Origin of the sequence: Micromonospora sp. NPDC047074 (assembly GCF_040643815.1) — a bacterium.
Lineage (GTDB): Bacteria > Actinomycetota > Actinomycetes > Mycobacteriales > Micromonosporaceae > Micromonospora.
The window spans coordinates 59,032-72,682 of sequence record NZ_JBEYVB010000023.1; the positions used below are offsets into that span (position 1 = coordinate 59,032).

The 13,651-nt window shown below is 71.7% G+C and carries 14 protein-coding genes; 9 read left to right on the forward strand and 5 right to left on the reverse strand.

Features of this window, described 5'->3' with window-relative positions:
• Positions 1 to 50: 50 nt before the first annotated feature.
• The 3 genes from ABZ809_RS23555 to ABZ809_RS23565 all read left to right on the forward strand — a co-directional run bounded on the left by ABZ809_RS23555 (position 51) and on the right by ABZ809_RS23565 (position 2,796).
• Positions 51 to 1,265 (forward strand): helix-turn-helix transcriptional regulator, encoded by a 1,215-nt coding sequence (locus ABZ809_RS23555; protein WP_357564734.1) that lies wholly within the window; start codon positions 51 to 53, stop codon positions 1,263 to 1,265.
• Between the two features lie 126 nt (positions 1,266 to 1,391).
• Positions 1,392 to 1,610: a hypothetical protein gene (locus ABZ809_RS23560; protein WP_357564735.1), complete on the forward strand. Its 219-nt coding sequence runs from the start codon at positions 1,392 to 1,394 to the stop codon at positions 1,608 to 1,610.
• Positions 1,600 to 2,796, forward strand: a complete 1,197-nt coding sequence (locus tag ABZ809_RS23565; protein ID WP_357564736.1) for a helix-turn-helix domain-containing protein — start codon at positions 1,600 to 1,602, stop codon at positions 2,794 to 2,796. The genes ABZ809_RS23560 and ABZ809_RS23565 overlap by 11 nt, the downstream gene beginning before the upstream one ends.
• Positions 2,797 to 2,834: 38 nt before the next feature.
• On the opposite strand, the gene ABZ809_RS23570 is transcribed toward ABZ809_RS23565, so the two are convergent.
• Positions 2,835 to 3,452, reverse strand: coding sequence for a GyrI-like domain-containing protein (locus tag ABZ809_RS23570; RefSeq protein ID WP_357564737.1), 618 nt, complete (start codon positions 3,450 to 3,452; stop codon positions 2,835 to 2,837).
• 174 nt (positions 3,453 to 3,626) lie between these two features.
• On the opposite strand from ABZ809_RS23570, the gene ABZ809_RS23575 reads away from it, so the two are divergent.
• The gene (locus ABZ809_RS23575; protein WP_357564738.1) at positions 3,627 to 4,271 is read left to right on the forward strand and encodes a dihydrofolate reductase family protein; all 645 of its coding nucleotides are present in this window, start codon (positions 3,627 to 3,629) and stop codon (positions 4,269 to 4,271) included.
• Positions 4,272 to 4,907: 636 nt separating this feature from the next.
• Here the strand turns inward: ABZ809_RS23575 and ABZ809_RS23580 are convergent.
• A complete protein-coding gene (locus ABZ809_RS23580; RefSeq protein ID WP_357564739.1) occupies positions 4,908 to 5,345 on the reverse strand; it encodes a hypothetical protein in 438 nt (145 codons plus the stop codon).
• Positions 5,346 to 5,432: 87 nt separating this feature from the next.
• Positions 5,433 to 6,101 (reverse strand): hypothetical protein, encoded by a 669-nt coding sequence (locus tag ABZ809_RS23585; RefSeq protein ID WP_357564740.1) that lies wholly within the window; start codon positions 6,099 to 6,101, stop codon positions 5,433 to 5,435.
• A 53-nt stretch (positions 6,102 to 6,154) separates the two neighbouring features.
• Here ABZ809_RS23585 and ABZ809_RS23590 point away from each other — a divergent pair, with 53 nt between their 5' ends.
• Positions 6,155 to 7,558: a HEAT repeat domain-containing protein gene (locus ABZ809_RS23590; protein ID WP_357564741.1), complete on the forward strand. Its 1,404-nt coding sequence runs from the start codon at positions 6,155 to 6,157 to the stop codon at positions 7,556 to 7,558.
• 28 nt (positions 7,559 to 7,586) lie between these two features.
• On the opposite strand, the gene ABZ809_RS23595 is transcribed toward ABZ809_RS23590, so the two are convergent.
• On the reverse strand, positions 7,587 to 8,306 hold the full coding sequence (locus ABZ809_RS23595; protein ID WP_357564742.1) for a VOC family protein: 720 nt from the start codon (positions 8,304 to 8,306) through the stop codon (positions 7,587 to 7,589).
• A 308-nt stretch (positions 8,307 to 8,614) separates the two neighbouring features.
• On the opposite strand from ABZ809_RS23595, the gene ABZ809_RS23600 reads away from it, so the two are divergent.
• Both ABZ809_RS23600 and ABZ809_RS23605 read left to right on the forward strand, forming a co-directional pair.
• Complete coding sequence (locus ABZ809_RS23600; protein WP_357564743.1) at positions 8,615 to 9,373, forward strand: hypothetical protein; 759 nt, start codon at positions 8,615 to 8,617, stop codon at positions 9,371 to 9,373.
• 333 nt (positions 9,374 to 9,706) lie between these two features.
• Positions 9,707 to 10,615: an aminoglycoside phosphotransferase family protein gene (locus ABZ809_RS23605; protein ID WP_357564744.1), complete on the forward strand. Its 909-nt coding sequence runs from the start codon at positions 9,707 to 9,709 to the stop codon at positions 10,613 to 10,615.
• Positions 10,616 to 10,647: 32 nt separating this feature from the next.
• Here the strand turns inward: ABZ809_RS23605 and ABZ809_RS23610 are convergent, their stop codons facing one another.
• Positions 10,648 to 11,208 carry a DUF664 domain-containing protein gene (locus tag ABZ809_RS23610; protein ID WP_357564745.1) on the reverse strand — a complete coding sequence of 187 codons (561 nt, stop codon included), beginning with the start codon at positions 11,206 to 11,208 and terminating at the stop codon, positions 10,648 to 10,650.
• A 97-nt stretch (positions 11,209 to 11,305) separates the two neighbouring features.
• Between ABZ809_RS23610 and ABZ809_RS23615 the strand changes: the two genes are divergently transcribed.
• Positions 11,306 to 11,659, forward strand: a complete 354-nt coding sequence (locus ABZ809_RS23615; protein ID WP_357564746.1) for a hypothetical protein — start codon at positions 11,306 to 11,308, stop codon at positions 11,657 to 11,659.
• Between the two features lie 256 nt (positions 11,660 to 11,915).
• A complete protein-coding gene (locus ABZ809_RS23620; RefSeq protein ID WP_357564747.1) occupies positions 11,916 to 13,622 on the forward strand; it encodes an extracellular solute-binding protein in 1,707 nt (568 codons plus the stop codon).
• Positions 13,623 to 13,651 lie beyond the last annotated feature (29 nt).

Genomic DNA, 13,651 nt, shown 5'->3' on the forward strand with positions numbered 1-13,651 from the left:
GGCGCGTACGGTGGGGTACACGATGTACCCGATGGGGCGAGGTGTCTTTTGTGACTACCCAGCAGCAGCCCACGCCAGGTCAGCGCCTTGAACGGCTTCGCCGAGCCGCCGGCCTTTCCCGCGAGCGTCTCGCCAACCTGAGTGGGCTCTCACCGACAACCGTGAAGTTCATCGAGAACGGCCGCCGATCGCTGACCCTGCGGGCCGCACAACAGTTGGCACCGCACCTCGGGGTCCGGGATCTCGGCGACCTGTTCGGACCGGCCGTCGCACTGTCTCTCGATGGTCGGGCCAGTCACCCCGCCGTCGATGACGTCCGTCGCGCCCTGACCGCCTGGCACATCACGATCGCCGGGGAGCCGGAGAGCACCGACTACCTGCGCGGGGCCGTCGATTCCGCCTGGCAGACCTGGCACACCTCACGCCATCAGCGCAGTGCGGCCGGCGACATCCTTCCCGGCCTGCTCGACGCCACGCAGCGGGCCGTCCGGCTGCACACCGGCGAGAACCGGCGGGCCAGTCTGGCCCTGCTCGCGCAGGCGTACCACCTCGCCCAGGCATACCTGGCCTGGCACGGCGACCGCGAGTTGGTGTGGCTGACCGTCGACCGTGGGATGGCCGCCGCGCTGGACGCGGACGACCCGCTGGCCATCGCGCAGGCCAGTTGGTATGCCGCGCATCTGCTGCGGGCGGTCGGCCGTGGCGACGAGGCGTTGGAACGGCTGAGGGAAGCGCGTGGTCTGATCGAGCCTCGGGTGGCCGATGGCGGCACCGAGTGGGCGGAGATGCTCGCCGACCTGCACCTGTGCGCGGCGCTCACCCGCGCTCGGACCGGTGACCAGGGCGCATGGTCGGATTGGGACGCCGCCCGTGCGGTTGTCGAGCGGGCGTTGCCCGATGGGTTCGTGGGCCTGCGGACCCGAGTGTCCCGGCCTCTGGTCGACGTGTACGCGGTCATGTGTGCGGTGGACCTGGGCGACCCGGACGAGGCGCAGCGGCGCGCACACGCCCTGGACCCGGCGTCGATTCCGTCGACGGAGCGTCGGGGCCGGCACTATGTGGAGTTGGCTCGCTCCGCCGACCTGGAGGGCGCGCGGGAAGCGACGCTGCATCTGCTCGCGCGGGCCGAGGCGACGTCGCCGGAGACCGTTCAATTCTCGCCAGCGGCGCAGGACATGGTCACCCGGCTCTGTCGCGAGGCACCAGCGGCGGTGCGCGGCGAAGCGGCTGATCTCGCGCGGCGGATCGGCGTCGCTGACCTGTAGGTACACCCTGTCACTGGGTACCTCGCGTACCCCATGCCACCCGTCAATGTTGCTTAGCGTGATCGTGCGGTTGCGTCAAAGGTTGAGACTTCGCTGCCGCTTCCGACAACGGCGAGGAGGCGACCGGTGCCCTGGTCCGAGCTGCGTGCTGGAGCACGCGACGTGGTGCGGTGGCTGCTTCGACGGTCCGAGCCGCCTCCGCCGCTCGGCGCCGCCCAACGCCAGCAGGCGGCCGAACAGGACGAGGCGAAGCGTCAGCTTCTCGACCTGGCCGAGATGGATCGGATCCCGGTCCATGACACCACCCGGGCCATACCGGACGGGCGGTGGCGTCGTGGGCGGTGATCTCCTGCCGATCGGCAGGAGGGTCGCGTACTGGCGTGCTCGGCGGAAGATGTCGCAGCAGGCGTTCGCCGATCGGCTCGGCAAGTCGAAGAGCTGGGTGGACAAGATTGAGCGCGGCGTGCGGTCACTCGACCGGTTGTCCACCATCCAGGAGATCGCCGGCGTCCTGCGGGTCGACGTGCCGGCGTTGCTCGGCCGGGAGCTGCGACCGGCCGACGTGGCCCACCGGGTGCGGGGCGCCGACGAGGTCCGGGCGGCCCTGAGCACGTACGAGATCGCGCTGGCCCCGCCGTCAACCGGACGGGCCGTGGAGCCGGTCGAGCGGGTGGCGAGCATGGTCGCGCACGCCTGGACCGCGTACCAGCATGCCCGCTACCCGAGCCTGATGGATCTCCTGCCGGATCTTCTCGCCCGTGCGCAACGCACCCATGCCCGGGATCCCGGACATGGGAGAGGGCCGCTGGTCGACGCCTATCGGGTCACCGCCTTGGTGTTGGTCAAGCTGGGCGAGGCCGAGCTGGCGTGGCTGGCGGCCGATCGGGCGATGGCCGTGGCGACGGGGGATCGGGCGCTGGTGGCTGCCGCCGCGGTCCAGCTCGGTCAGGTTCTTCGCGCGGCCGGTCGGGCGCGTTCGGCGATGACCGCGACGCTTGCCGCCGCGTACCGGATCGCGCCCCCGGACCTCGACACCGGCGGGCCGGAGGAACTGTCGTTGTGCGGCGCGCTGCTCGTGCAGGCCGGCCTGTCGGCCGCCCGGTTGGGCGACGATTCCGTCGCCGGGCTGATCGACGAGGCCGCGGACCTGGCGGCCAAGGTGGGCGAGGGACGCGACGACTTCCGGATCGGCTTCGGGCCGACCGCCGTGGACCTGGCCAGGGTTGCCGCAGCCGTCGACCTGGGTGACGGACGCGATGCGGTCGCCTGGCACGAGAAGGTGATCGACCGGCCCGCGTGGCGGTGGTTGCCCGCCGAGCACCGTGCGGAGCATCTGGTCAACGCGGCGCGTGGGTACCTTCAGGCCGGTGATCCGGCGGGTGCCGGGCGTGTCCTCATGGACGCGGAGCGCACCGCGCCCGCCGAGATCCACCACCGACCCCTCGCGCGGGAGGTCGTGGCCCAGGTCGCCCGGTGCCCGGTGGCGCCGAGCAGGATCGTCCACCTCGCGGCGACGATCGGCGTCACCTGAGCCGGGGCTGTCCCCGGGTCAGGTGACGCGGCGGGGGTTCACGTGCTGACCGGCTGCCTGAGGATGGTGCGGAGCTTCTCGGGCGCGACCCTGCGGGAGTCACTGAGGTAGATCTCGTGGTGCCTGCCGGTCATCCGGAGCCCGTTGGCCGGGATGAACTCGTGGTGCATCCGGGCCAGCACCTCGGCTTCATCGTCGTAGGGGCCGACGTGCAGGGTCTGCACGCAGCGGCCCTCGGACAGCCGGCCCAGGCGGACCTCGTGCAGCCGCCGCGGGCGGTCCTTGGCCGTGACCTGTCCGGTGGCGGCGGCGAGCATGTCCGGGTCGATCCAGTCGGGGACCATGATCATGAGTGTCCAGTCCCACCGGGACTTGTCGCGGGACGTCGTGAAGGTCTCCATGTCGTCGGCCCACCACAGGCCCTCCAGGGGCATGACGGTGTAGTCGCGGCCGAGCGTCCGCTTGCTGGCGAACTTCAACCGGTAGGCCAGCGGGTACAGCGCCCCGGCCGCGTCGGTGAAGGCTCCGCCGGTATTGGGATCGCCGTGCCCGTCGAGCATGAGGTACTGAAGGTCGGGCACGTCCACGATGGAGAACCGGTCGCGTCTCGCCTGGTAGGCGCCGATCTCTCTCTTGAAGTCAGTCTTGTCCGTCATCGGGCACCTGGGCTCGCGCCGCGAGCCGCTACCTTTCCGCCTCCGACAGGCTCGGTGGGTGGGGGAGATCCCGGTTCGGCGCGGCCCGTGACCTATCGTGAGCGGGGAGTGCTGATGCGGCATCCCCCGCCGAAGCGAGGGATGCCGAGAACCGACCCACCGGGAGAGTAAGGCATGGGCCTCATCCACATCGAGCTGTTCGCGACTCTCGACCTCGTCGCGCAGGCACCCGGCGGCCCCGACGAGGACCCGGCGGGGTTCCCGTTCGGCGGCTGGCAGGCGCCCCTGCTGGACGAGGTCGCCGGGGCCCAGGTCGGTGCCGCGTACGAGGGCACGGACGCCCTCCTGCTCGGCCGGCGGACGTACGACATCTTCGCCGCCCACTGGCCGCACCAGGAGGGCGGCCCGGACAACGAGATCGCCACGCTCTTCAACAGCGTCCCGAAGTACGTGGCCTCCCGCGGCAGACCCGACCTCTCGTGGGCCGGATCCACCCAGCTCGGCCCGGACCTGGCGGTCGCGGTACGCGAGATCCGCGACCGGCACGAGCACGTGAAGGTCGTCGGGAGCCTGGACCTGGTGCAGACGCTCCTGCGCGAGAAGCTCTTCGACCGGATCGACCTCTGGGTGCACCCGATCGTGCTCGGCGTCGGGAAGAAGGTCTTCGACGGTGGCGCGGTGCCCACGAACGTCACACTCCTCGAACCGCCGGTGGCCAGTCCGAAGGGCACCGTCTACCTGCGCTACGGGATCGCCGACGGCACGCCCGGAACGGGGGACATGAGCGCACCCGATCGCGGTGCCGGAGGCGACCACTGAGCAGAGGGCGCCGGGCACAATGTACGCCGTGCTCGCCGCCACCCGGAACCTGCTGAACTCGCTCGATCCGCTGCCGTACCGCGGCCGGATGATCCGTCTCGCGGAATGGGCGCGTGCCGCGTGCGACCGCGCCCAGGTCTGCGCCGACCTGCGCCGGCAGGGCCCCTACGAGCGGCACCTCGCCCTGGTCGCCGACACGGTGGCCCGGGACGCCGACGGCGTCACCGCCGCGGCGCGCGACCCGCAGCCGTCGATCAGGACCGCCGCGCTCACCGCGGCGCTGCAGACCGGCATCCCGATCGGTGGTCTCGCCGAGCGGCCGGCGATGGAGCGGCGGCATGTCTACCGCACGCTGCGCCGTCGGTACACGCCGGCCGTCGCGGACGCGCTGATCACCGAGGTCCGTGCCCAGTGCGGTGACGAGGAGGGCGCCGCGCTGCTGCCGGCCTGCGGCGCCGACACGGTACGGGCGTTGCTGCCCGACCTGGAGCACGCGATCAACCTTGAGCGGCTCGTGCGGTGGCACCCCGGCCCGTTGGTGGACCGGGTCCGTGAGCGGCTGGCCGCGGCCCCGCCCGAACTGCGGGGAAGGATCTGGGGCAGCGCCGCCGCCGCGGTGCTGCGGTGTGACCCGGATCAGGCGCTCGACCTGCTTGAACGGTACGCGTCCGAGGAGTCGCTGCCCGGCCCGATCGTCGCGTACGGCCGGCTCGCGGCCCACGACGCGGGTCGCGTCGCCCGCCTGCTCACCGCGCCCGGCCGCGCGGCCTGGCTGGCGCGGACCGCGCTGCCGCCGGCGCTGCTGCGCCGCCTCGCGCCGCTACCCACCGACGAGCTGGCGCCACTGGCCAGCCGGTTCCGGGCGCAGAGCCGGGCCCTGGCCGCGTTGCTCGACGCCGTCGCGCCGAGCCGGCGCGGAGAGCTGTACGACCTGGCCCTTGCCGAGGCCGACACGGCGGCGCTGGTGCCGGCCGCCGAGGTCATGGAGGTGCTGCCGGCCGCGGTCCGGATCCGCGAGGCGAGGCGGGTGCTGGGGCTGGCGAGGACCCGCGAGCGGGAGGCCGAGGTACGCACCTGGAGTGCGTACCTGGCCTGGCCGGACGCGGCCACGGCGCTGGAGGTGGCGCTGCGCTCGGGCGACGCCGAGGAGCGGGCGCACGGCTACCCGCTGCTGGTGGGGGCCGCCCGCCGCTCCCGCGACCCGCAGGCCGTGGCCGAGGTGGTCGTCCGGCTGGGCCGGCTGCGCAACGAGCAGGATCCGGTACGCGCCGCCGCGCTCGGTGCGCTGGCGAAGACGGCGCCACTGCTGACCGCGGAGACGGCGGCCGGGCTGACCCGGCTGACCACCGACGCGGTCGACGCCCGGGACGCGTCCGCCGCCACCACGACGGCGCTCGGCACACTCGCGGCCGACGTGCTGCAGCACCACGTCGCCGTGCCGCAGTTGCGCGAGTGGGCGCTGCTCACGATCGACCTGGTGGGCACCGGTGCCAGCGTGCCGGTGCTGCGCCGCTTCGACACGGTGCTGCGCGCCGGGCAGGAGGCGATGGTCTTCGAGCGGCTGCGCGGCTGGGTCGAGGCCGGCATCGCCCGCGGCCGGTACGGCCCGCTCTTCGCGCTCACCCGCTCGCTCGGCAGGCGGGCCTGGCGGCTGCCGCAGCTCCAGGAACTGCTGCGTCGGGCGATCGGCCGACGCACGCTGCCCGCCGTGGCCCGGACCGCGATCGCGCTGTGGCTCGACGACCCGCGTACCCGCTCGGAGCGGGTGGCCGAGGTGCTCAGGACCGACCCGACGGCGGTGACGATCGACCCGGTGTGGGCGACGCGCATCCCGCACCGACCTGCTCGACCGGGCCCTGGACCGCCGCCCGCGCGGCCGGTTCGTGGAACCGGGGATCCGCTGGGTGCCCGGCTGGGCGGTGCGCACCGAGCGCTGGCTGCCCCGGCAGCAGGCCCGCTTCGTGCAGCTGCAGGAACTGGTCGCCGCCGACACCGGGCAGGGGGTGTGGCGGCGTGCGGCGGCGATCCGGGTCGCCGCCCGCTTCGGCGACGCGGGCCGCGAACTGGTGCTGCGTCACCTCGACGCCCCCGAGGTGGCGATCGCCGAGGCGGCGCTGGGCGCGCTGGTCTGGACCGACCGGCCGGCGGAGGCACTGCCGGTGCTGCTCCGGTACGCCGACGGCGACCGGGCCCGGGTCGCGTCGTACGCGGCCGGCAGGGCCGTCCGCCACGTCCCGCCGTCCCGACTGCCGGACGTGCTCGGCGCGGTGCTGACCGGTCCCGCGAAGATCACGAGCCGGAAGGAGGCGGTCCGGCTGCTGGCGCGCTACGGGCCGCCGCAGGCGATGGCGACGCTGCTCGACGTCCACACGGACCCGGACACGCACCGCGACGTGCGGGCGGCGGCCGTCTCCGCCGCCCGGCAGCGACTGGGATCCGAGGCGAGCTGGACGATCCTGCGGAGCGCAATCGACGGCAGCCGGGAGGAGCGGCGCGCCGTCCTGCTCACGTACCCGTACACGATCCCGGAACGGCACCGCCCGCGCTACGGCGCACTCGTCGTCGAGGCGTGCCGGGCCGCGGACCGGGAGGTCCGGCGTGTCGCGTTCGGCCAGCTCGGGGAATGGTCGCCGTGGCTGGCCGGGACCACCGAACTGGTGGTTGACCGGCTCACCGACCTCGACGAGACGATCGTGCACATCGAGGCCGCCGGGCTGCTGAAGGCCGGCGGTGACGCGGCACTGGGCGCCGCGCTGGCCCGGCTCGTCGACCGCGACGCGAGCGACGATCGTCCCGGCGACCCGGTCGCCGACCGTCCCGCCCGACGCCGCATCGCACTGCTGGCGCGCGGCGCGGTCGTGCTGTCCGGAACCCGGCCGGTGAACTCCGACCGGACGGTGCTGGTCGAGTCGGCGCGTTGGCTCGCCCGCCAGCCAGCCTTCGCCGGCACGGCCACGGGGCTGCTGGTCGACCTCGGCCGGCTCGACGATCTGGACGAGGTCGCCGGACTGTGCGCGGGGCGGCCCGTCCTCGCGGTCCGCTGCGCCGAACGCGTCGGCGTCCGACTGCGAGGCCTCCGCGAGCGGCCCGACCCGGCGAGGCTCGCCGACATCGTCGCGCGGCTGGCGGGTCGCGGCGATCTCGCCGGAGGGCTGTTCGCGGTGGCGCTCGTTCGGCACGGGGCCGGCGTGGGTTGGAAGGAACCGTGGCGGGACCTGCTCCACGGGCTGCGCCGGCACCCGGACGCCGACGTGCGCGAGGAGGCGTACGCCGTCGAGATGAGCTGAAGGGTCGGCCCACCCGGATCTGATCGCGCTACCGGGGGGTCAACACACAGAACTCGTTGCCGTCGGGATCGGCCAGCACCACCCAGTCGACCTCGCCCTGGCCGATGTCGATTCGGGTGGCCCCGAGGGAGACGAGACGGTCGACCTCGGCTTGCTGGTCACCGTGGGCAGGGGGAGCGATGTCGAAGTGCAGCCGGTTCTTCCCGGTCTTCGCCGCTACCGGCGGACCGCCCCACGTGATCTTCGGGCCGCCGTGCGGCGACTGGATCGCGGTCTCCTGGTCCTGGTCCCAGACCAACGGCCAGCCCAGCGCTTCGCTCCAGAAGTATCCGACCTCCTGCGAACCGTCGGACGCGAGCGCGCCGATGAATCCGCAGTCGGCAAGGAAGTTGTTGCCCGGCTCGATGACGCAGAACTCGTTGCCTTCGGGGTCGGCGAGTACCACGTGACCGTCGTCCGGGCGCTGGCCGATGTCGATGTGCCGGGCGCCGAGCCCGAGGGACCTCGCCACCGTCTCCCGCTGGTCATCGAGGGACGTGCTCGTCAGGTCGAAGTGCGTCTGGTTCGGGCCGGTCTTCTGCTTCTGCGTCGGGAGAAATCGGATCCGGAAGCTGGTGTCATCGCTCGGCAGGAGCGTGATGCCGCGGGGATCGTCGGTCGTCTCGCGGCCCAGGACGCCGGCCCAGAAGCGGGCGAGGCGGAACGGGTCGTTCGCGTCGAAGCAGAGCGCGACGAGGTGAGAGGTCATTTCGCATCTCCGATGCTGGGTGGTGGGCAACGCTAGGGCGCTCAGGGACTGCGACGCAACGTGATTACCGCGTCGGACCCGGCGACGACACGGAAATCCCGCCACGGTCAATTTATCGCCGACGATACATTTAGTGGCAACAAAGCAATGTTCCCGTGGTTGGTGTCAGCCGGAGTGAATGCTTGTGATCATCGATGTGTCGCCTCTAGGATCTCAGCCAGTTCCACAATCCTCCTTCGGTAATTGACGGCGAAGCTCATCGCGCTTCCGCCGTATCTCTCGGTGCTCGGAATTCCCAGGAGTGACACATGGCGGAGAAAATGTCGGTGAGTCGGCGGAAAGGGATTGTCGCCCTGGGGCTGACCCTGGGCGTGACCCTGCTGGGCGCGGGACCCTCGGCACCCGCCGTGGCCACGGCGTCAAAGGGCCGCCCCGCAGCCAGCCTCGCCCCGACGACGTACACCGTCAAGATCGTCAACAACTCCGCGATCGACGACGAGAACGCCATCGTGTTCCAACAGCAGCCGAATCAGCCCTCGGACGTGCACTCGCTGGCCTGGCTGTCGAAGATGTGCCACGCGGGCACGAGCGTCGCATTCACGTGGTCGGTGGACTACAACTTCGTCTGGGGCCAGACGGGAACGCTCAAGCCCGGTGTCAACTACGACGCGGGCCAGATCATCCCGGCCGATCTCGACAATGCGAACACGGTCACCCTCTCGTACGTGGATGACGGATTCGAATTCGGCAAGCCGGCCTCGGGAGCCCCCAGCGGGTCGCTTCTCGTCAAGGAGGACGACTCGGTCCCCGGCCCGGACTCGTCCGCTCAGGGCAGCGTCGGTATCGGGATGTCGGGGGCGGGGACGTTCGTGGTCTCGACACAGCCCAACGCGGGCGTCGAGTTCGAGATCACGCCGACGTACTGGCTGGCGTTCGGCAGCTACACGGCTGGCACGGTCGTCAGCGAGGACATTCTGACCAACCCCTACCAGCTGCAGTTCCCGGACGGCGAGACCAGCGCCGTCGCCACCTTCGACGGCGCGAACTGGACGGTGCAGTACGGCTGACGACCCGCTGGCTGCCGGGTCGCGCGGCGATCGCGGGACCGGCGGCCGGGTGGTGGTAGGACGCTGTCGAGCTGCCCCGCGCATGCGACCAACCGGAGCCGGGCACCGTGCCCCGTCTGTAGGGGCAGCTCGACAGCGCCCACGCTCGGCACCGCCCGGCCTCGGCACCGCCCGGCCTCGGCACCGCCCGGCCCCGGCACCGCCCGGCCCCGGCACCGCCCGGCCCCGGCACCGGCACCGAAGCGTGCCCCGTCGGCGGCGGCGCGCGGTCACCGGAGTCGAGAAGCCGGAAACCAGTGGCCTGCCAGGTCGTCCGGCGCAAGGATCCTCGGCGTGACCCTGCACGAGAACGAGATTCCGATCGACGAGTCGGTCGTCAGGTCGCTGCTGAAGGCGCAGTGCCCCGAGTGGGCCGACCGGGTGGTGTCACCGGCGGGTGCCGGCACGGACAACACCATGTACCGGCTGGGTGACGACCTGCTCGTACGGCTTCCGCGAACGGCCGACAAGGCGCGGTCCGTGCGGAAGGAGCAGACCTGGCTTCCCCGTCTCGCGCCGCTGCTCCCGCGTCCGGTCCCGGAGCCCGTCCACCTCGGCACGCCCACTGCGGCCTTCCCGCTTCCCTGGTCGGTCTACCGCTGGATCGACGGGAGCGAGGCCCAGCCGGACACCGTCCAGGACTGGGCCGCCTTCGGGACCGACCTGGCGGCGTTCGTACGGGAGCTGCACCACATCGACCTGATGGGGGCGACGCGTACGGGTGACCTCAGTTGGTACCGGGGCGGCCACCTGCGGGACAGCGACCCGTGGATCAGTACGTGCTTCGACGACTGTCGGAGCACCGTGGGCGCGGAACTCGACGTCGAGACCCTGGAACAGTTCTGGCGCGCCGCGCTCGCCCTGCCCGATCCCGCCGGGCCACACGTGTGGCTGCACGGCGACCTCAAGCCCACCAACCTGCTGGTGCGGAGAGGCGCGCTGCACGCGGTCATCGACTTCGGAGGCCTGTCGGTCGGCCTCCCCGACGCCGAGCACTCCACCGTGTGGGACCTGCCGCCCCGCGCGCGACAGGCCTACTGGGACGCGTCGGACCTCGACGAGCGGACCTGGGCCCGCGCCAGGGCGTGGGCCGTCGCGGTGGGCGTCAGCGGAGTCTCCTACTACTGGCACACCTATCCGGCCTTCGTCGCCGAGTGTCGAGCCCGGCTCCAGGCGATCCTCGCCGACGCCGCCGCACGGTAGGCACCGTGGGCCGGCCCAGCCCGTCGACAACGTCAACGCTGCGGAGGGTCCTCCCCGACGAGCCCGTCGACGGCCTCGCGCAGCAGGTCGGCGTGGCCGACGTGCCGGGCGTACTCGTCGTGCAGGTCCACCACGATGCGCCGCAGGTTCGGCGGCGTGCCGTCGGCCGAGGTCCGGTACTTCGCCGGCTGGTCGAGCCCGCCGTCGGCGAGCACCTTCGTCATGGCGGCCCGCGAGTGCGCGACGGCCCGTCGCCAGAGGTCGTAGAGCGCCTCGGGCGTGTCGTCGGCCGCGGTGCGCCAGGCCCACTCGTGGTCGGTGGCGGCTTCGGCCACGTCCAGTGGCGGTCCGGGCGGCTCGCCGGTGAAGTCGATGGTGTAGAGCTCCTCGACGAGCGCCATGTGCTTGAGCAGGCCGCCGATGGTCATCGTCGACGGTGGACAGGACCGGTTGAGGCCGGCCGCGTCCAGGCCGCCGCACTTCCAGGCGAACTGGGCGCGGGAACGGTCGAGTGCGAACAGCAGCATCTCGACCTCGCCAGCGGTGAGCGACGGCTCGTGGATGGTGGTGTCGAGGACGATGTGGTCGGTCATGCGGATCACGCTAAGCCCGGTTGCGGACGTTCCGCGTCCGGATCACCGGGGCGAAATCCGATGTCCCGGTGCCGGCCCGCCTGCCTATCCTCGCACCATGGCCAAGACCCGCATCCGGACGATTCGCGTCGACGATGTCGACTATCGATGGAACGTCCGGGCCGTCGACCCCCATCACGTCGTGGTCAGGGTCTGGCACCTCGCCACCAGCCGGAACACCCGACTGGAGGTCCGGGTGCCCTTCGACGACCCGTGGCTCAACTTCGGGCCGATCATCACCACGCCCGCAACCAGGGTGTCCGAGGTGTTCGCCGTGGCCCCGGTCACGCCGCAGACGGTCGCGGAGCTGATCCGGGCGGCGCTCGCCACGGGTTGGCCGGTTCATGACGCCGGCGGGCCGCTGCGCTTCGCGCTGACCCGGGACCGCGCGCGGCTGGAGCCCGTCACCTGAGGAGGCATCTGCCCCTCGGCGGATCGGACCTGTCCGAACAGGTGCCCGCACCCGAATCAGCCGGTGAGACAAGGGATGCGGGTCGATGGTTCTCGTGCTCACGGGGGCGTGACAACATACCTTTGTCGTCCGTCGTGTCGGCGCGGCTGGCCGGGCTGGTGGCCGCTGTCGACGCCGTCAGCCGATTCCCTGGAGGGATCGAATGGTTTCAGGTCGATCGGCTGTCCGGCCGTGGCTGCCGTACACCGTGGCCGTCGTGGCCGGATTCGCGGTCATCGCGGCGGCCTACCTGATCGTCCGGCCGGCAGCGGACGTCGGATGCACGCCGCTGGAGGTCAGCTCGTCGATCGAGAAGGACGTGCTGCTCGGCGAGCTGGCGGAACGCTACAACAAGAGCGACCGGCGGGTCGGTGGCCGGTGCGCTGTGGTGACCGTGCACGGGCTCAGCTCCGGTGCGTCGACGGACGCGTTGGCCGGCGAATGGGAGGTCAAGCAGCCCCGCCTGCCCCGGCCGCAGGTCTGGTTGCCGACGTCGACCCTGTGGACCGGGCAGCTGAAGTTGCTGGACGAGGCCGCGGGGCGCCCGGCGCAGACCCCCGGCCGGTACCCGTCGATCGCGAACAGCCCGCTGGTCATCGCCATGCCACAGCCGAAGGGAGAGGTGCTCCGACAGCGGGGCCCACTCGGCTGGGGTGAGATCCTGGGCTCGTCCGGTCGCACGGACTGGGCCGCCTTCGGCCGTCCCGAGTGGGGGCGGTTCACCTTCGGCAAGGTCAATCCGAACCTGTCGACGTCCGGGCTGGCGGCCACGATCGCGACGTACTACGCGGCCATCAACCGCGCCAGCGACCTCACCGAGAGCGACCTCGCGAATCCGGCGGTGACCCAGTTCGTCCGCCGCATCGAGGCCAACGTGTCCCACTACAGCGACGACATCGTCGACCTGCTGAAGGACCGCGCCGAGGCGGACCTGTTCGGCGCAGGCACGGAGGCCCCGACGGACATGAGCGCGGTGGTGACGCAGGAGGAGCTGGTCTACCAGTACAACGAGGGGGAGCTGAGCCCGACCCGGGGCGAGAAGCCGAGGGTCCCGCTGGTCGCGATATATCCGAAGGAGGGCACCTTCAACCTCGACCACCCGTACGTGGTGCTTCCCTCGGCCAGCCCGGAGCAGCGGGACGCCGCTGCCGACTTCCTGGAGTTCCTTCAGGCGCCGCCGCAGCAGGAGAGCTTCAGCCGGCACGGGTTCCGCGACCACGAGCGGAACGCGTCCCGCCCGCTGGTCGCCTCCGTCGGTGGCCGCGAAGCCCAGGAGCTGACCTACTTCGACCCGCCGGATCCCGCCGTGGTCAAGGCGATCCTCACCGGCTGGGGAACGCTGCGCAAGAAGGCGAACATCCTCGTGGCCGTAGACACGTCCGGTTCGATGAACGCGAAGATCGGTGACCGGACCAGGTTCCAGGTGGCGACCAGGGCCGCCGCCAAGGGCTTCGGCCTCCTGAACTCCGAGGACCAGGTCGCGCTCTGGTCGTTCTCGTCCGAGACCCGGCAGCGGCCGAGGTCGCCGTACAGCGAGGAGGTCCGGCTGTCGGCGTTCCGGCAGGAGGTGCTGACCAACAAGATCAACAATCTCCACGTCGAGGGCGGCACCGCGCTGTACGCCACCGTACGGGCGGCACACCGGCACATGCTCGATCGCTACGACCAGTCCCGGATCAACGCGGTGGTCGTGCTGACCGACGGCAAGAACGAGTACAACAAGGACAACGACCTCGCCCGGCTGCTCAGGGATGTCGCGCTGGACCCGGACCGACCGATCAAGATCTTCTGCGTCGCCTTCGACGAGCAGTCCGATTTCGGGACGCTGGACCGGATCGCCAAGGCGTCCGCGGGCAAGGCCTTCGACGCCCGCGATCCAGCCAAGATCGACGACGCGTTCGTCAAGCTGGTCAGCAGCTTCTAGCATCGCCTGGTCGAAGCCCGCCCGCACCG

What these genes read in the sequence shown, in the direction of transcription:
- ABZ809_RS23575 (WP_357564738.1), top strand. Translation starts at nt 3,627, where the DNA reads ATGGGCCTCATCCACATCGAGCTGTTCGCGACTCTCGACCTCGTCGCG.
- ABZ809_RS23570 (WP_357564737.1), bottom strand. Translation starts at nt 3,452, where the DNA reads ATGACGGACAAGACTGACTTCAAGAGAGAGATCGGCGCCTACCAGGCG.
- ABZ809_RS23595 (WP_357564742.1), bottom strand. Translation starts at nt 8,306, where the DNA reads ATGACCTCTCACCTCGTCGCGCTCTGCTTCGACGCGAACGACCCGTTC.
- ABZ809_RS23615 (WP_357564746.1), top strand. Translation starts at nt 11,306, where the DNA reads ATGGCCAAGACCCGCATCCGGACGATTCGCGTCGACGATGTCGACTAT.
- ABZ809_RS23585 (WP_357564740.1), bottom strand. Translation starts at nt 6,101, where the DNA reads ATGCGCGTCGCCCACACCGGGTCGATCGTCACCGCCGTCGGGTCGGTC.
- ABZ809_RS23610 (WP_357564745.1), bottom strand. Translation starts at nt 11,208, where the DNA reads ATGACCGACCACATCGTCCTCGACACCACCATCCACGAGCCGTCGCTC.
- ABZ809_RS23600 (WP_357564743.1), top strand. Translation starts at nt 8,615, where the DNA reads ATGGCGGAGAAAATGTCGGTGAGTCGGCGGAAAGGGATTGTCGCCCTG.